Below are 17,357 nucleotides of genomic sequence, written 5' to 3' on the forward strand. Positions count from 1 at the left end.
GACTCAGCGGCCGGGCGCCATTCCCGGCCGGGTATGCACCACCAGGCACAGCAATCCGGTCAGCAGGGCAAGTCCGATCTGCATCCCGAACACCGGCTCGAAGTCGGCCGGCGCCAGATGCGCGCCGCCCAGCCAGCGCACCGTCAGCGCCACCCCCAGCACCGCGCCGAACTGCCGGACCGCCTGGTTGACCGCCCCGCCGACCGCGAAGCGCGCCGGCGCCAGCCCCGCCACCGCCGCCCCGGACAGCGAAGGCAGCACCATGCCGATCCCGATTCCGCTCAACAGCATCGCCGGCAGCCACTGGCTCAGGTAGGCGGGCTGCGTCCCCGGCACCAGCAGCAGCCAGGTCCCGGCGGCCGCGAACACCAGCGATCCCGCCACCAGCAGCACGCGATGGCCCGAGCGCGCCGCGAAGCGCCCGGCCAGGAAGGCCACCGGCACCACCGTCAGCGGTCCCGCCGCGATCGCCATCCCGGCCAGTGGCAGGCTGTAGTGCCAGACCTTGGTCAGGAAGGAAAACAGCGAGAAGAACATCATGATGAAGGCGACATTGAACACCAGGGTCGCCAGGTTCACCGCGCTGTAGGTGCGCGAGCGGAACAGGGACAGGTCCACCAGCGGCGCCGCACTGCGGCCCGCCCACAGCACGAAGCCGAGCAAGGCCAGCGCGCCGCCGCCGGCCAGCAGCGCCAGGTCCGCCCGGCTCCAGGCCGGCGAGCCGGACTGGGTGATCGCCATCGCAAGGGCGCCCGCCGCCAGGCCCAGCAAGAGCATGCCGACCAGGTCGACGGAGGCCGTGCGGCCGCCACCCGGCGCCGGCGCCAGATACCGCCAGCCGAGGTACAGCGCAGCCGCGCCCGGCAGCAGGTTCACGAAGAAGACGCCGGCCCAGCCATGCAGTTCTGCCGCGAAGCTGCCCGCGATCGGCCCGATGGCGGCGCCCAGAGCGGATGCCGCTCCCCACAGCCCGACCACCACCGCCCGCCGCGCCGGTGGAAATGCGGCCAGGATGATCGCCAGCGAACTGGGCGTCACCAGCGCCGCGCCGACGCCCTGCGTCACGCGGCTGGCGACCAGCAGCCCCATGCTGGGCGACATTCCCGCCGCTGCCGAGCCGCCGAGGAAGAGCGCGAGCCCCGCCAGGAAGCTGCGGCGGGTACCAAAGCGGTCGGCCAGGCCGCCGGCCGGCACCAGCAGCGTAGCGAACACGACCGTGTAGGCGTTCAGCACCCAGGACAGCTCGGCCGCGGTGGCGCCCGGAAAAGCATGGCGCAGCGAGCCGAAGGCGGCGAACAGCATGGTGCTGTCGTTCGCAACCAGCAGGACCGCCGTGCTGGCGATCGCGAACGCGCCCCAGCCCGGCAGGCGGCGGGTGGCGGCGGTGGCGGCGATGGCCGCGTCGGCGCGCATGTCCATGTCCAGCCCCTGCTTAGCGCGGCAAGGTGTACAGGCCTGGCTCGGCCGAGAGGCCGCGCTTGACGGCCTGCGTCAGCTCGTCGATGGCGACTTCCGGCGCACCCGCCTCGAGCGCCGCGTAGCCGCGGTCGACCACCACATCGACGGTCAGCTTCGGCGCATCGATGCCCTGGGTCAGGTCGGTGTCGATGAAGCCCACGTGCAGGCCCATCACCTGGGTCTGCTGCGCCGCCAGTTCGTTGCGCAGGCCGTTGGTCAGGCTCCAGGCCGCCGCCTTGGTGACCCCATAGGCAGCCAGTGCCGGGCTGCTGATCCAGCTTGCCACCGACAGCACGTTCAGGAAGGCGCCGCCGCCATTCCTGCCCAGCACGGGCGCGAAGGCACGGCTCACGTTCAGGATGCCGAACACATTGGTTTCAAACATGCGACGCAGCGCCGCCGGGCTTTCCGGATCGAGCACCCCGGTCATCTCGGCGATGCCCGCGTTGTTGATCACCAGGTCGACGTCGCCCAGCTCGCGTGCCAGCGCGGCCGCCTGGAAGGCGTCGGTGACGTCGAGCGCCACGGGCACCACGCCTTCCAGGTCGACCGAGGCCGGGTTGCGCGCCGCCGCATAGACCTTGCGGGCGCCCCGGGCCAGTGCCTGGCGGGCGAATTCACGGCCCAGGCCGCGGTTGGCGCCGGTGACGAGGACGGTAGCGTTGTCGAGTTTCATGGCATTCCCTTTCGTGTGTGATGGCGTCCGGTCGGCCCTGTGCCCCGTCGGCGCCTTGAATATGATGGTCATCATATTCAACTGTGAAAAATTGCCGCCCGCAGGCGGCTCGCCTGATTTCAGGATGCTGCGTATTGTGCGATCAGTGCGGCCTTGCCCTGCTCCAGCAGTTCGCGTCCCGGGCCCTGGCGGCCCATGGTGCGCGCCACCTGCAGCGTGCCCACCAGCGCGCCGGCGAGGGCGACCGCCTGCCCCGGCGCCGCGCCTTCCGGCAAGGCCTCGCCCACCCGCTCGATCAGGCGCTCGACCCGGGCGCGCGAGGCGTTGAGCAGGATCTCGTCCTGGCGCGCCATCTCGGAACCGAGGGCGCCCACCAGGCAGCCCTCTTCGGTGGCCTCGAGGTGTTCCAGCGACAGATAGGCGTCGATCAGGGCCTGCAGCGGGGACATGCCCTTGGCGGTGCGTGCGCCGATGCGTTCGGCCAGCACGGTCGCGCCCTCGGACGCCGCGCGCTCGACCGCCTCCAGCAGCAAGGCCTCGCGCGACGGGAAGTGGGCGTAGAAGCCGCCATGGGTGAGCCCGGCCTGCTTCATCACATCGGCCACGCCGACGCCAGCGAAGCCTTCGCGGCGCAAGGCGCGCGCGGCAGCCTCGACGATCCGGGCGTGGGTCTGTTCGCGTTTGGACGAAGCTGGCATGGCGGCACCTCGAAATATGATAGAGCTCATATTATTCCCGTCATATTTTGCAGTCAAGCGAATTTTCCCTTCGCGTGGAGGCGGGAAACGCCGCTCAGGACAGTGCCGTATCGAGCACCGTCATCAGGATGAAGCCGCCCACCAGGGCGATACTGGCGGCGGTCGCGTTGCCGCCGCGATGGGATTCGGGAATCACGTCGTGCACGATGACGAGCAGCATCGCTCCCCCGGCCGCGGCCAGGACGAAAGGCAGCATCCCCGCCGAAATCCCGATCAGGGCCACGCCCAGGGCGGCCGCCACCGGCTCGATCAGGCCGGACACCACGCCTCCGCTCACCGACATCAGCCGTCCATAGCCGACCGTGCGCAGGGCCAGTGCGACCACCAGCCCTTCCGGCACGTCCTGGATGGAAATGCCGGTGGTCAGGGAATTCGCTTTCTCGATGTCGATTCCGGCGTAGGCCACGCCGATCGCCAGGCCTTCGGGCAGGTTATGCAGGGCCACCGCCCAGATGAACAGCCAGGCGCGCCGCAGCGAGGTGCCGTCGATGTCGCTGCCCAGGATGCCCTCGGGCTGGACCGCGCGGCCCAGCAGCATGATGCCGCCGGCGCCGGCCATGATGCCCGCGCCCGCCATCAGGCTGGCTTCCCAGCTGCCCGCGCCGGCGGCCTTGGCCGCGGCCAGGGCGGGAATCACGAGCGAGAACGCGGTGGCGCCCAGCATCACGCCGGCGCCGAAGCCGAGGAAGCAGTCGTAAGTACGCTTGGAGAAATTTTGCGCCATCAGGACCGGCAAGGTCCCGAGCGCGGTCGCGGCCGCCGCCGTGCCGCCGCCCAGCAGGGCCGCATGCATCTTGGGATTGGCGATCATGATCTGCTCGACCAGGCTGCCGAGCAGGACCAGGCAGCCGACGGCGCAGATCGTGAAGCCGACCAGGCGCCGCAAGGTGAGCCAGCGCGGCAAGGCACCGTCCGCGCGCGTTCCATCCGCTTTTTCGGTTCTGAAATTCATGCAATGTCCTGTTCAGGCCCCGCGCGGCAGGGCCGCACGGGACCTGTCTTGCGGTTTACTTCTTCAGCGACTTTTTGCTGCCTTTCGGATTGCTCAGGCCGGTATCGTCCAGCTCGCCGCCTTTGCTGGCCACATTGGCCTTGCCCATGGCGTTACCCGACGATCCACCCATCGTACCACCGGATGCCGATTGCATGCTCATGCCCAGTTCCGCCCCCGTGCGCGGCGACGAGGCCGGGTTGGACTGGGTGCGCATGGCCATCTGCTTGAGCACGTCGATGTCGTCGGCCGGCAGCGCCACTTCCGCCTCGCCCGAGCCGCCGTCGACGGCGCACTGCTTCTCGCGGTCGCTGACGAAATCCCAGTCCGCACCCTGGTTCCACGGGCCGCGCACTTCGCCCGGGCCCTGCGACATGTTGTAGTACACGCTCGCGAAGCGCGGATCGGCCGCCATTTTCCCCGGCGGGAAGTTCGGCTCGATCGCGTACAAGGCCTTCTCGAAGGACTTCTGGTGCGCCACTTCGCGCGTCATCAGGAAGCCCAGCGCTTCCTTCACGCCCGGGTCGTCGGTCAGCGCGATCAGGCGCTCGTAGACGATCTTGGCGCGCGCCTCGGCGGCGATGTTCGAGCGCAGGTCGGCGGTCGGCTCGCTGATCGAGTCGATATACGCCGCCGTCCACGGCACGCCGGCCGAGTTCACCAGCGGCGTGCCGCCGCCGTACAGCACCTGGGTGATGTGGCTGTCGTTGCCTGGGCCGGTGATGCTCTTGTACATGTCGGCTTCGCTGTCGACGGCTTCGGCCAGGCGGCCCTTGGCGCCCTTGTTCAGCATGGCGACGATGTGGCCGATCACCTCGAGGTGGCTCAGCTCCTCGGTCGCGATATCGAACAGCATGTCCTTGCGGCCCGCATCGTCTTCCGATACCGCCTGCGTGAAGTAGCGCATCGCAGCGGCCAGCTCGCCCTGCGGGCCGCCGAACTGCTCGAGCATCAGGTTGGCCAGCGCCGGGTTGGGCTCGTTGACGCGCACCGTGTATTGCAAGCGTTTGTTATGTGCAAACATAAGCGTGTTCCTCCGATGAATGTTGACACCAGCCGCCGCGCATCCCGCGCATGCAGCCGGCCCCGAGGCTGCCGCCGGGGTCGGCAACCGAACACCTTCATGTTCTCAGCCCCGCTGTCGAGACGTCATCAGGTACGCGCTTGTCTGGTTGTAGGACTAGTGTGACAAGCTGTAAAGCCAGGTAAAGAACATGGATCAGGGGAATCAAGTCTTTGATGTAAAAAGGAAATTCCCATGTTCGCGGCAAGGTAATCGTGCGCGCCCCGCATGAGAAACGACCTAGCATGAAGCCTGATCGAACTTGCAAGACCTCGCCGGCACAAGCTGCTGGTCCAACCACCACGAAGGAGAAAGACGATGTTTTCTCTCAAACAGTTGAGCCCGACGATTACCGACATGATCCGCTTCGACCATTCGCACACGATGGTGACCTTCCACCAGTATTCGCGCGACAAGCGCCCGACCGTCAAGAAGGCCCTGGCCGACACCATCTGCGACGCGCTGGAGATCCACGCGACGCTCGAGGAAGAGATCTTCTACCCGGCCATGCGCCAGCGCGATGCGAAAGAGCCCTTCATCCACAAGGCCGAGCCCGAGCACATGGAGATGCGCCGCCTCATCGCCGAGCTGCGCCGCACCAGCGGCTCCGACCCGCGCCACGACGACCTGGTGATGGAACTGATGCGCGACGTGATCCACCACGTGGCGGACGAGGAAACCAAGCTGCTGCCGCAGGCCGAAGCCATCTTCAGCCGCCAGGCGCTGTCCGAAATGGGCGCGCGCATGACCAGCCGCCGCATGCAGCTGGTGGGCCCCAAGGCCGGCAAGCTGGCCAAGGAGCATGTCGTGGGCTTCTCGGGCAGCACCGCCGCCATGGTCGTGGGCCTGGCCAGCGCGCTGTTCGCCGCCAAGGCGCTGGGACCGAAGAAGACCTGGAAATCGAATCCGGTCTGAGGTCTAGAGCCGGTCGGGGAAATAGACCGGCATCGGATCGAGCGTCGAGCGCAGGCCCAGGTGCTGGGCGTGCTCGCGCAGCCAGGTCTCGGCGGTCTGGACACCCAGGTCGTGCAGGAGCTGCAGGAAGCCCAGCTCCGCATTGAACTTGGCCGAGATCTTGTACTCGGACAGCCGGTCGTTGCCAGTAATGAGGTGGAGGCGTACCGGGTCCAGGGCAGCGCCGGCGCCGCGCAACTCGTCCGGCACCCCATGCAGGTGCTGCAAGGCGCTGATCTCGCGCACGAAGCTGATGTTGAAGGCGATCTCGTTGGCGCGGTTGCTGATGTCGGCCATGTTGCGCGGCAGCTCCTGGCGCGCGATCGGATTGTTTTGCACGATCACCAGGTCGCGCGCCGTCCCGCGCTCGATCAGGGGCGCGAGCGGCGGATTGGCGACATAGCTGCCGTCCCAGTAGGTCTCGCCATCGACTTCGACGGCCGCGAACACGGTCGGCAGGCAGGCCGAGGCCAGCACCTTCTGCACGTCCAGTTCCTTGCGTTCCCACAGCTTGCCGGTGCCGGTGCGCACATTGGTGGCGGTGATGAACAGTTCGAGTTCCTCGCATTCGCGCACGCGCGCGAAATTCACCGTCGCCGACAGGAAGTTGCGCAAGGGGTTGAGCGTCACCGGCGTTTCGAACACGGGTCCCGCCAGCGCGCCGGCCATTTCCAGCGGCTGGTAGGCCGGCGAATGCTCCATGGTGAAGCCACCCGCCATGTGGTCGAGCGGCGTGCGCTGCAAGGGACTGAGGATGGCGGTCTGGCCGAGGGTGCGCCAGAAGCGGTCGAGGGCCCGGCGCGCGCCCGCACGTCCGCCGCCGTGCGCATAGCCGTCGGCCAGCACCACGGCGTTGATCGCCCCGGCGCTGGTGCCGCTGATGGCGTCGAGTTCGAGCCACTCTTCCTGCAGCAGCCGGTCGAGCACGCCCCAGCCGAAGGCGCCGTAGGTGCCGCCGCCCTGCAGGCCGAGGCTGATGGTTTTATAGATCGTCACAATCGACTCCGTTTGATAGTTGGCGCGAGTCTAGTGCGATCTTGAATTGTGCGGCGCAGCATTGCCGCTTGTTATGCTCAGTTCGCCTTAAGCCATCCATCGGACCACGAGCGGCACCAGCCATGGCGCGATCAGGGCGGTGAGCGCGCCGTTCAGGCCCATGGCAAGGCCGGCGAATGCGCCCATCTCCGCGCTGAGCTGGAAGGCGCGCGCCGTGCCGATACCGTGCGAGGCCAGCCCCAGCGCCACGCCGCGCGCCGCGTCCGAGCGGATGCCCACGATCTGGAACACATACTTGCCCACGATGGCGCCAAAGATGCCGGTGCCGATCACCATGGCGGCGGTCAGCGCAGGAATACCGCCCAGCCGCTCGGACACCGCCATGGCGATCGGCGAGGTGGCCGATTTCGGGCCCAGGGTGTAAGCAAGTTCTGGCGTGGCGCCGAGCAGCAGCGCCACGCCGACCGCCGACACGATGGCGGTCACGCAGCCCGCCGCCAGCGCGGCCGCCAAGGGCAGGAAAGCCTTGCGCAGCCGCGGCAGCTGGCGCACCAGCGGCACGGCCAAAGCCACGGTGGCGGGGCCGAGCAGGAAGTGCACGAACTGCGCGCCCGAGAAATAGCGCTGGTAGGACATGCCGGACAGCCACAGCACGGCCGCGATCAGGGCGATCGAAATGGCGACCGGATTCGCCAGCGGCGAGCCTTTGCTGCGGCGGAAAATCCACTGCGCCGCCAAATAGGCGCACAGCGTCATGGTCAGTCCCAGCAGGGGTGAAGCGGAAAGATAGACCCAGAAATGGCTGAGGCCGGCGAAATCAGGCATCGCGCTGGTCCTCCTTGCCGAGCTTGCGCAGCATCAGGCCGGTGACCGCCAGGGTCAGGATGGTGCTGACGCCGACCGAGGCGATGATCGCGATCCAGTGCCCGCTGCCGCTCGCGGCCGCCGCGACGATGCCGACCCCGGCCGGCACGAACAGCAGCGACAGATGGGAGAGCAAGGTATTGGCGCCCTGTTCGACCAGGGTCTGGAGCGTGGGGAACAGGATCAGGGCCGCCATCAGCAGCAGCATGCCGGCCACGGGACCGGGAACCGGCAGGCCGAACAGGAAAACGATGCCTTCGCCAAGGCACTGGAACACCAACAGGACCGCGAACGCAGCCAACATACGACCTCCCGAATGCAAGAGCGGCCCCACGCATGGGGCCGCCAGAGCATGCAGGATAGCAGCTCAAGCAGCGGCGCGCAGGGCGCCGGTGTCTTTACGCCTCGGCGGTCGCCGCTGCGCCCTCAGTTGCGCCCGGAATGGCGCCGCGCTTGAGCTGGTCACGCTCGATCGACTCGAACAGCGCCTTGAAGTTGCCTTCGCCGAAGCCGTCGTCGCCCTTGCGCTGGATGAACTCGAAGAACACCGGGCCCAGCTGGGTCTCCGAGAAGATCTGCAGCAGCAGGCGCGGCTGGCCGCCTTCGGTGCTGCCGTCCATCAGCAGGCCGCGGGCCTTGAGCGCGTCGACATTCTCGCCGTGGTTCGGCAGGCGGCCTTCCAGCATCTCGTAATAGGTCGCCGGGGGCGCGCCCATCAGCGGAACGCCGGCGGCGCGCAGCGCATCGACGGTGGTGATCAGGTCGTCCGACAGCATGGCGATATGCTGGATGCCTTCGCCGTTGAACTGCATCAGGAATTCCTCGATCTGGCCGCCGCCCGCCTTGCCTTCCTCGTTCAGCGGAATGCGGATCTTGCCGTCCGGCGCGGTCATCGCGCGCGAGGTCAGACCGGTGTACTCGCCCTTGATGTCGAAGTAGCGGATTTCCTTGAAGTTGAACAGCTTCTCGTAGAAGCCGGCCCAGTAGCTCATGCGGCCGCGGTAGACGTTGTGGGTCAGGTGGTCGATGATCTTCAGGCCGTGGCCGACCGGGTGGCGCTCGACGCCGTCGAGGAACTCGAAATCGATGTCATAGATCGACTTGCCGTCTTCGAAACGGTCGATCAGGTAGAGCGGCGCGCCGCCGATGCCCTTGATCGCCGGCAGGCGCAGTTCCATCGGGCCGGTCGGGATCTCGACCGCCTGTGCGCCCAGTTCCAGCGCGCGCTTGTAGGCCTTGTGCGAATCCTTCACGCGGAAGGCCATGCCGCAGGCCGACGCGCCGTGCTCGGCGGCGAAGTAGGCGGCGTAGCTCTTCGGCTCGTTGTTGATGATGAAGTTGATGTCGCCCTGGCGGTACAGGGTGACGTCCTTCGAACGGTGCACCGCGACCTTGGTGAAGCCCAGCTTCTCGAACACGGGTTCCAGCACGCCCGGCGTCGGCGATGCGAACTCGACGAATTCGAAGCCCATCAGGCCCATGGGGTTCTCAAACAGGTCTGCCATTTTCTCTTCCTTTGTTGACTTGGGTTAGTGTCATCCACTGGCCGCGCATGATGCCCATGCGCAGCCGAATTTTTTCCTGCTACTCCGCGAAGACTTCCGCCAGCAGCCCGCGCAGCCACTGGTTGCCCGGATCCTGGTTGTAGCGCCGGTGCCAGAACACATTGGTCTGCAGCGGCGGCAGCTCCAGCGGCGGCGTGACCCACTCCAGGCCGAAAGGCGCTCCGGCGCGCTCGGCCAGCTTCTGCGGCACCGTCACGACCAGGTCGCTCGTGCTCACGATATAGGGCACCGCCGTAAAGTGCGGCACCCGGAAGCGCACCGAGGGGCCCACGCCCGCGCGCGCCAGCAGCTGGTTGATGCGGTCGTAAGGACTGTCGCTCGCATCCACCAGCAAGTGCTCGGCGCGCACGAAGCGCTCCAGCGTCATTTCTCCCCGCCCCAGCGGGTGGCCCTTGCGGAACATGCTGACATAGGGCTGGCGGAACAGCTGGCGCTGGTACAGGGCTTCGGACACATCCTCGAAGGGTCCGATCGCCAGGTCCACCCGCCCGCCTTCCATCTCTTCCTTCAGGTTCACCGCGCCCGCCCGCAGCGAGGAAATCTCCACGCCAGGGGCCAGCTGCCGGCAGCGCTCGATCAGGGTGGGCATGAAGTAGATCTCGCCCACGTCCGTCATCGCCAGGGTGAAGCGGCGGCTGCTGGTGCCCGGCTCGAAGCGGCTGCGCTGGTTCAGCGCCAGCGCCACCTGGGCCATCGCCACCCCGATCGGCTCCGCCATCTGGGTCGCGAGCGGGGTCGGCTGCATGCCGCTGGCCGTGCGCACGAACAGCTCGTCGCCGAAGCTGCGCCGCAGGCGCGCCAGCGCATTGCTCACCGCCGACTGGCTCAGTCCCAGCCGCTTGGCGGCGGAGGAGATCTGGCGCTCCCGGTAGACTTCCTGGAACACGGACAGCAGATTCAGGTCGATGGTGTGCGGTTCTATCATGGGCGTTCGCTGGCCGGCCGCACGACGCTGGCCTGGACATTGCGCATTGTCGGCCCCGTCCCGGCATGGGAACAGCAATATTGATGGGATAAATAGTCTACATTTTTCTATTCATCTCGTAAAACACGGCGAATTCTTCTAGAGTGAGCGCCAATAGACATCGTCCCAGCTTACGTCCCAGGAGAATCCAGCATGAGCCAGCCCCTTGGCTACCAGTCCGGCTTCGGCAACGAGTTCGCCACCGAGGCCCTGCCCGGCGCCCTGCCGCTGCACCGCAATTCGCCCCAGCGCGTGGCCCATGGGCTGTACGCCGAGCAGATTTCCGGCACCGCCTTCACGGCGCCGCGCAGCCACAACCGCCGCTCCTGGCTGTACCGGATCCGCCCGGCCGCCGTGCATGGCCGCTTCGCGCCGATGGACGCCGGGCGCATCGTGGGCCGCTTCGACACCCCGGCCCCGCCCGACCAGATGCGCTGGAGCCCGCTGCCCATGCCGGACAGGCCCACCGATTTCATCGAAGGCTGGGTGACCATGGCCGGCAACGGCTCGCCGGAAGCCATGACCGGCTGCGCCATCCACCTGTACGCCGCCAACCGCTCGATGGGAGGCCGCTACTTCTGTAACGCCGACGGCGAGCTGCTGATCGTGCCGCAGCAGGGCCGCCTGTCCATCGCCACCGAGATGGGCCTGGTCGAGGTCGAGCCGCAGGAAATCGCGGTGATTCCGCGCGGCGTGCGCTTCGCGGTCGCTTTGCCGGACGGCGAGGCGCGCGGCTACATCTGCGAGAACTTCGGCGCCCTGCTCCAGCTGCCGGACATGGGCCCGATCGGTTCCAACGGCCTGGCGAACCCACGCGACTTCCTGACCCCGGTCGCGAAATACGAAGACCTCGAAGGCGACTTCGAACTGGTCACCAAGTTCTGCGGCCGCCTGTGGCGCGCCGAGATCAAGCACTCGCCGCTGGACGTGGTGGCCTGGCACGGCAACTACGCGCCGTATAAATACGACCTGCGCCACTTCAACACCATCGGTTCGATCAGCTACGACCACCCGGACCCTTCGATCTTCCTGGTGCTGCAGGCCCCGAGCGACACCCCCGGCGTGGACACCCTGGACTTCGTGATCTTCCCGCCGCGCTGGCTGGTCGGCGAAGACACCTTCCGCCCGCCCTGGTTCCACCGCAACGTGGCGAGCGAGTTCATGGGCCTGATCCACGGCGCCTACGACGCCAAGGCCGAGGGCTTCGTGCCGGGCGGTGCCAGCCTGCACAACTGCATGAGCGGCCACGGCCCGGATGCCGCCACCTTCGACAAGGCCAGCGGATCCGACACCAGCCAGCCGCACAAGGTGGCGGACACCATGGCCTTCATGTTCGAGACCCGCAACGTCATCGTTCCGACCGAACACGCGCTGAATTCGCCGCAGCGCCAGGGCGATTACCAGCAGTGCTGGGCCGGCATCCGTAAATATTTCCGACCGGAACAGTAGGCCATTTGTGTTCCTTTGAATTGCCGGGCATGCGATGATGCGCCGTACGCTGGCGTGGCGTGCCCGGCAACGGCCCGGAAGAAGTCCGGACAAGGGCTATCGCCCCCTCTCTCCCCCTTATGACAGACATATTGATCATCCTCGTTCTGATTTTGATGAACGGGGTGTTCGCCATGAGCGAGCTCGCGCTTGTCTCGGCAAAACGCATGCGCCTGGAAAGGCGCGCGGAAGAAGGCAGCCGCGGTGCGCGCGCCGCCCTCGACCTCTCCGATAATCCCAGCCACTTCCTCTCCACGGTGCAGGTCGGCATCACGCTGATCGGCATCTTCAACGGCGCCTTCGGCGAAGCCTCCTTGGTCACGCGCCTCGCCCCGGAAATCGAGACCATTCCCACCCTTGCGCTCTACGCGCGCGAGATCGCGCTCGGCATCGTCGTGGTGTGCATCACCTTCGCCTCCATCATCCTGGGCGAGCTGGTCCCCAAGCGCATCGCCATGCAGTACCCGGAAGCGATGGCGACCCTGATCGCGCAGCCGCTGCGCATCCTGTCCAGGCTGATGGCGCCCTTTGTCAAGGTGCTGTCCCTGACCACCGAAGCGATCGTGCGCGTGCTCGGCATTCGCGACGGCAAGGACGAAGCGCCGACCGAGGAAGACATCACCGGCATGATCAAGGAAGGCACCGACGCCGGCGTCTTCGAAAAGACCGAGTACGACATCGTCTCGCGCGCCCTGCGGCTGGACGACCGCCACCTGAAGGCCCTGATGACGCCGCGCGTCGACCTGGTGATCCTGGACCTGGAAGCGGACCGCAAGGCCAATCTCGATTTGATCGCGGACAATCCCTACAGCCGCTACCCCGTGTACCGTGGTGACCGCGCGCACATCCTCGGCTATGTGATGGCGCGCGACCTGTTCGCGCAATCGGTGCGCCACGGCTCGCTCGACGCCATCAACCTCGACGCCGCGATCCAGCCGCTGCTGTACGTGCCGGAGACGGTAAGCGCGATGGCCCTGCTGGAGCTGTTCAAGAAGAACCGCGCGGAGCTGGCCCTGATCGTCGACGAATACGGCGACATCCAGGGCATGGTGACCCTGAGCGACGTGATGAGCGCACTGGTCGGCGACGTGACCGTGATCGGCGAAGAGCACGATCCCGACGCCGTCCAGCGCCAGGACGGCAGCTGGCTGCTGGACGGCGGCATGCCGCTCGACCGCTTCCGCGACCTGATGAACACGGCGATCGCGTTCCCGGACGAGGAGACCGGCGCCTACCACACGCTGGCGGGCTTCGTGCTGTACCAGCTGGGGTATATCCCGAAGGTGTCCGAGTTCTTCGACTGGGAGGATTACCGGATCGAGATCGTCGACATGGACGGCAACCGCATCGACCGCATCCTGGTGTGCCGCCGCGAGCAGGCGCCGCGCAAGAAGTCCTGACCGGGCGTCCGAGACGCCGGTCACACGAACCCGGAGCACCTGTTTGGACACCATCCGGCTTGGCCCCTTCATCCTTCCCCTGCAAACCGTCCTGGTCCTGGCGGCGGTCCTGGCCGCCACCGGCCTCGCCGACTGGCTGCGCAACAGGCGGGGCGTGGACGCCGGCCCGGTGCTGTGGAAGATGATACTGGCCGGTTTCGTCACCGCCCGCGCCGTCTTCGTACTGCGCCACCACGACATCTACGCCGCCTCGCCCCTGAGCGCGCTGGACATCCGCGACGGCGGCTTCCAGGCGACCGCCGGCCTGTTCGCCGCCTGCGTGACCGGCGCCGAGCTCACCCGCCGCGACAGCGCCCTGCGCCGCCCCTTGCTGGTCTCGAGCCTGGCCGGCGCGGCGATCTGGCTGGGCGGCACGCTGCTTGGACACCTCATGGCGCCGGCACAGCCGCCCATGCCCGACGTCCAGGTGCGCCGCCTCGACGGCGCCGAGGTGCCGCTGCACAGCTTCGGCGGCCGTCCGCTGGTGGTCAACCTGTGGGCCACCTGGTGCCCGCCCTGCCGCCGCGAGATGCCGGTCCTGATCGAGGCGCAGCGCAGCTATCCCGAGATCGGCTTCGTCTACGTGAACCAGGGCGAATCGCTGGATACGGTGAAGCGCTTCATGGCCGAGCAGGGCCTGGACACCAAGGGGGTGGTGGCCGATCCCACCGGCCGCCTGGCGTCCCGCACCAACTCGCCCGGCTACCCGACCACCCTGTTTTACGATGCATCCGGCACATTGCGCTTGCGCCACTCGGGCGAGCTATCCGAAGCAAGCCTGCGCGACAAGCTCGACAGCCTGCGCGAGGCGCGCTGAAGCGGGCCCAAGCTTTCCCCGCGACGCCACATGTGGTACAACAGCGGGCGTACCGAGGAGAGCCGTATGCAAGTCAACCCGATCCAGCTGTTCGACGCCGAGTCGTCCACCTTCACCTACATCCTGGTGCCGCCCGGCAGCCGCGAGGCCGTCATCATCGATCCGGTCGACCGCCATGTGGAGCGCGACCTGGCCCACATCGCGCGCCTCGGCCTGCAGCTGACCCATGTGCTGGAAACCCATGCCCATGCCGACCACGTGACCTCGGCCGGCAAGCTGCGCGCCATGACCGGCGCCAAGGCCTGCGTGCCCAGCGGCTGCGGGATTCCGCCGGCCGAAGTCCAGCTCAACGACGGCGACCGCATCTCCTTCGCCGGGCACGAGCAGATCGACGTGATCCACACGCCTGGCCACACGGCGGGCAGCGTGTGCTACCTGTGGCGCGGCAACCTGTTCACCGGCGACACCCTCCTGATCGACGGCTGCGGCCGCACCGACTTCCAGAGCGGCAGCGCGGACGCGCTCTACGACAGCGTCACGCGCAAGCTGTTCGCGCTGGACGACGCCACCCGCGTCTGGCCCGGCCACGACTACAAGGGCCAGTCGGTCTCGACCATCGGCTGGGAACGCCGCCACAACGCGCGCCTCGCCAACCGTTCGCGCGAGGACTTCGTCGCGCTGATGGCAGCGCTCAACCTGCCGCGCCCCAGGCTGATGGACATCGCCGTGCCCGCCAACCAGAACCTGGGCCTGCCCCACAGCGTCTGAGCGGCGTCGCCCGGCTGAGCCCGGCGCCCCGTTCGTTACGCTGCGTACATTCCTGCCGTCTTGCCGCGAGCGCGCTATCATGGCCGCGTAGCCTTCCCACGTGCATTGCGCAGACGGACAGGAGGAGTTGTGAAGCGCGCACCCATTCCGCTGGCGGCCTTCGTCGTCGATCCGGACGGCACCATTCTCCGCTGGAGCCGTGCCTGCGAACAGGTCACCGGCTACACCGCGGAGCAGGTGCGCGGCTGGACCGTGGAGCGCCTGCTCGCCTTCGAGTCTCCGCGCCACGAAGCGCTGTCCATACTCTCGCGCGCCGATACCGCTTCGCTGGCCAAGCTGGCGCGCGCGGACGGCGGCACGCTGCCAGTGCGGGTCACCGTCTCGCCCGAAGCCCTCGACCAGGCGGGCGGCCCGACCTACAGCATGGTCATGCTGCCGGTCGAGCCTTTGCCGCAGCACCCGGCGGTGATCCGCGAGCTGCCCATCGGCGACATCATCGAAGACCTTCCCTGCGTGTTCTACGTGATCGACGAATCCGGTTGCCTGGTGTTCTGGAACCACCAGCTGGAGGAAGCGCTCCAGCGCACGCCTGAGGAACTGCGCACCACCGAAGTGAAGTATTTCTACCCCGAAGAAGTGCGCGACGAAATCGGCCAGTACCTGACCGCCGCCTTCGAACAGGGCGAATCCACCCACGAAGCGGACCTGGTGGGCAAATACGGACGGCGCGCCACCTACATGTTCCATTGCTGCCGCACCCACCTGGCCGGCAAGCCCTGCGTGTTCGGCACCGGCCTCGACATCTCCGCACGCAAGCAGGTCGAGCACGGCCTGCGGGTGCGCGAGCGGGCCCTGTATTCGAGCGTCAACGCGATCGTCATCACCATCTGCGAGGACGGCGAAAACCTGATCGAGTACGTGAACCCCGCCTTCGAACAGATCACCGGCTACACGCTGGCCGAGATCAAGGGACGGGACCCGCGCTTCATGCGCGTGGAGGGCTGCGACGAGCACGAACACAAGCGCATCCACGACGCCATCAAGCGCAAGGAAAGCGTGCGCTCCATCCTGCGCAACGCCCGCAAGAACGGCGAGATCTTCTGGAACGACCTGCGCATCGATCCGGTGACCACGGTCGACGGCGCCGTGACCCATTTCGTGGCCGTCATCAGCGACATCACCGAGGCCCGCCACTACGAGCGCCGCCTGCACCACCTGGCCCACCACGACCCGCTGACCGGCCTGGCCAACCGCACCCTGCTCCTGGACCGGCTCAAGTTCGCGGTCGATTTCTCGCTGCGCCACCGCGTGCTGGGCGCCCTCGCCTTCCTGGACCTCGACAACTTCAAGCACATCAACGACAACTTCGGCCACGACGCCGGCGACGCGGTGCTGCGCGAGATCGCCGAGCGCCTGCGCGTCAACATGCGCGAGGACGACCTGGTGGCGCGCATCGGCGGCGACGAGTTCGTCCTGCTGATCCACGACCAGCCCAGCGTGGCCCACGTGACCGACCTGCTCGAACGGGTGCGCCGCAGCGTCGGCACGCCGGTGCTGGTGGGCGGACGCGAGATCGTCCCCGGCACCAGCATCGGCGTGAGCCTGTTCCCGAACGACGGCAACACCGTCGACCGGGTGATGCGCGCCGCTGATGCAGCCATGTACCACGCCAAGGCCCTGGGCAAGAACAATATCCAGTTCTATTCGGCCGAGATGGCCCAGGCCATGCACCAGCACCTGATGCTCCAAGCGAGCCTGAGCCGGGCGATCCGCAACGACGAGATGGTGCTGGGCTTCCAGCCCAAGGTCGACCTGCGCAGCGGCAAGGTGATCGGGGCCGAGGCCCTGGTGCGCTGGCAGCGCCCCGAGCACGGCCTGATCCAGCCCGACAACTTCATCCCGGTGGCCGAGGAAACCGGCCTGATCGTGCCGCTGGGCGAATGGGTGATCCAGGAAGCCTGCCGCACCTTGCGCTCGCTCAACGCGGCGGGCGCCAAGGATTTCGTCATCTCGGTCAACCTGTCGGCGCGCCAGCTGCGCCAGCGCCAGTTCGCCAAGCGCCTGGCGGCCACCCTGGCGCGCTACCAGGTGCCGGCGGGCCAGCTCGAACTGGAGGTGACCGAAAGCCAGCTGATGGACAATCCGGCCGACGCCAAGGACGCCCTGGTCCAGCTCAAGGAACTCGGGGTGCACCTGTCGATCGACGATTTCGGTACCGGCTACTCGAGCTTGAGTCACCTGCGCAAGTTCCCGGTCGACTACATCAAGATCGACCGCTCCTTCCTGACCGACCTGCAGGCCGACGACCACGCCGTCATCCCGCGCGCCATCATCGCGCTCGGGCACAGCCTCAAGCTGCAAGTGGTGGCCGAAGGCGTCGAGACCCAGGAACAGCTGGCCTTCCTGCGCGACCACGACTGCGACCAGATGCAGGGCTATTACTTCAGCCCGGCCGTGCCTTCGGACCAGCTGGAAGACATGATCCGCTGCGATACCCGGCTGCTTGCCTAGCGGCCTGCGTGCGCCCGTCTACGGCGCAGGCCGCTATACTCGGCG

General features: G+C 67.4%; 16 protein-coding genes. 6 read left to right on the forward strand and 10 right to left on the reverse strand.

All coding sequences use genetic code 11. The features are described from left to right. Positions 1-3: 3 nt before the first annotated feature. The 5 genes from J8847_RS10950 to J8847_RS10970 all read right to left on the reverse strand — a co-directional run bounded on the left by J8847_RS10950 (position 4) and on the right by J8847_RS10970 (position 4,907). The gene (locus J8847_RS10950) at positions 4-1,419 is read right to left on the reverse strand and encodes an MFS transporter (RefSeq protein ID WP_211524735.1); all 1,416 of its coding nucleotides are present in this window, start codon (positions 1,417-1,419) and stop codon (positions 4-6) included. A gap of 13 nt (positions 1,420-1,432) precedes the next feature. After that, positions 1,433-2,134, reverse strand: a complete 702-nt coding sequence (locus J8847_RS10955; RefSeq protein ID WP_211524736.1) for an SDR family oxidoreductase — start codon at positions 2,132-2,134, stop codon at positions 1,433-1,435. 119 nt (positions 2,135-2,253) lie between these two features. Then, positions 2,254-2,832 (reverse strand): TetR/AcrR family transcriptional regulator, encoded by a 579-nt coding sequence (locus J8847_RS10960; protein ID WP_211524737.1) that lies wholly within the window; start codon positions 2,830-2,832, stop codon positions 2,254-2,256. Positions 2,833-2,926: 94 nt separating this feature from the next. Next, on the reverse strand, positions 2,927-3,844 hold the full coding sequence (locus J8847_RS10965) for a ZIP family metal transporter (RefSeq protein ID WP_211524738.1): 918 nt from the start codon (positions 3,842-3,844) through the stop codon (positions 2,927-2,929). A gap of 55 nt (positions 3,845-3,899) precedes the next feature. Further along, on the reverse strand, positions 3,900-4,907 hold the full coding sequence (locus tag J8847_RS10970; RefSeq protein WP_211524739.1) for a manganese catalase family protein: 1,008 nt from the start codon (positions 4,905-4,907) through the stop codon (positions 3,900-3,902). A 357-nt stretch (positions 4,908-5,264) separates the two neighbouring features. On the opposite strand from J8847_RS10970, the gene J8847_RS10975 reads away from it, so the two are divergent. Continuing rightward, positions 5,265-5,861: a hemerythrin domain-containing protein gene (locus tag J8847_RS10975; RefSeq protein ID WP_211524740.1), complete on the forward strand. Its 597-nt coding sequence runs from the start codon at positions 5,265-5,267 to the stop codon at positions 5,859-5,861. 3 nt (positions 5,862-5,864) lie between these two features. On the opposite strand, the gene J8847_RS10980 is transcribed toward J8847_RS10975, so the two are convergent. The 5 genes from J8847_RS10980 to J8847_RS11000 form a co-directional block, all read right to left on the reverse strand. Continuing rightward, positions 5,865-6,896 (reverse strand): patatin-like phospholipase family protein, encoded by a 1,032-nt coding sequence (locus tag J8847_RS10980; protein WP_211524741.1) that lies wholly within the window; start codon positions 6,894-6,896, stop codon positions 5,865-5,867. Positions 6,897-6,983: 87 nt separating this feature from the next. Further along, complete coding sequence (locus tag J8847_RS10985; RefSeq protein WP_211524742.1) at positions 6,984-7,721, reverse strand: LrgB family protein; 738 nt, start codon at positions 7,719-7,721, stop codon at positions 6,984-6,986. Next, positions 7,714-8,064 carry a CidA/LrgA family protein gene (locus J8847_RS10990; RefSeq protein WP_211524743.1) on the reverse strand — a complete coding sequence of 117 codons (351 nt, stop codon included), beginning with the start codon at positions 8,062-8,064 and terminating at the stop codon, positions 7,714-7,716. Before J8847_RS10990 ends, J8847_RS10985 begins: the two co-directional genes overlap by 8 nt. 94 nt (positions 8,065-8,158) lie before the next feature. Further along, complete coding sequence (hppD, locus tag J8847_RS10995) at positions 8,159-9,265, reverse strand: 4-hydroxyphenylpyruvate dioxygenase (RefSeq protein WP_211524744.1); 1,107 nt, start codon at positions 9,263-9,265, stop codon at positions 8,159-8,161. A gap of 79 nt (positions 9,266-9,344) precedes the next feature. Continuing rightward, the gene (locus J8847_RS11000) at positions 9,345-10,250 is read right to left on the reverse strand and encodes a LysR family transcriptional regulator (RefSeq protein ID WP_211524745.1); all 906 of its coding nucleotides are present in this window, start codon (positions 10,248-10,250) and stop codon (positions 9,345-9,347) included. A 192-nt stretch (positions 10,251-10,442) separates the two neighbouring features. On the opposite strand from J8847_RS11000, the gene hmgA reads away from it, so the two are divergent. From hmgA to J8847_RS11025, 5 genes are all read left to right on the forward strand, one after another. Beyond that, a complete protein-coding gene (gene hmgA, locus J8847_RS11005; protein ID WP_211524746.1) occupies positions 10,443-11,738 on the forward strand; it encodes a homogentisate 1,2-dioxygenase in 1,296 nt (431 codons plus the stop codon). A 131-nt stretch (positions 11,739-11,869) separates the two neighbouring features. Then, positions 11,870-13,177, forward strand: a complete 1,308-nt coding sequence (locus tag J8847_RS11010) for a hemolysin family protein (RefSeq protein WP_307727509.1) — start codon at positions 11,870-11,872, stop codon at positions 13,175-13,177. A gap of 43 nt (positions 13,178-13,220) precedes the next feature. Further along, positions 13,221-14,033: a TlpA disulfide reductase family protein gene (locus J8847_RS11015; protein ID WP_211524748.1), complete on the forward strand. Its 813-nt coding sequence runs from the start codon at positions 13,221-13,223 to the stop codon at positions 14,031-14,033. Between the two features lie 66 nt (positions 14,034-14,099). Further along, the gene (locus tag J8847_RS11020; protein WP_211524749.1) at positions 14,100-14,801 is read left to right on the forward strand and encodes an MBL fold metallo-hydrolase; all 702 of its coding nucleotides are present in this window, start codon (positions 14,100-14,102) and stop codon (positions 14,799-14,801) included. Between the two features lie 129 nt (positions 14,802-14,930). Beyond that, positions 14,931-17,312, forward strand: coding sequence for a bifunctional diguanylate cyclase/phosphodiesterase (locus tag J8847_RS11025; RefSeq protein ID WP_211524750.1), 2,382 nt, complete (start codon positions 14,931-14,933; stop codon positions 17,310-17,312). Positions 17,313-17,357: the final 45 nt, after the last annotated feature.

Origin of the sequence: Massilia sp. AB1 (genome assembly GCF_018119385.1) — a bacterium.
Lineage (GTDB): Bacteria > Pseudomonadota > Gammaproteobacteria > Burkholderiales > Burkholderiaceae_D > Telluria.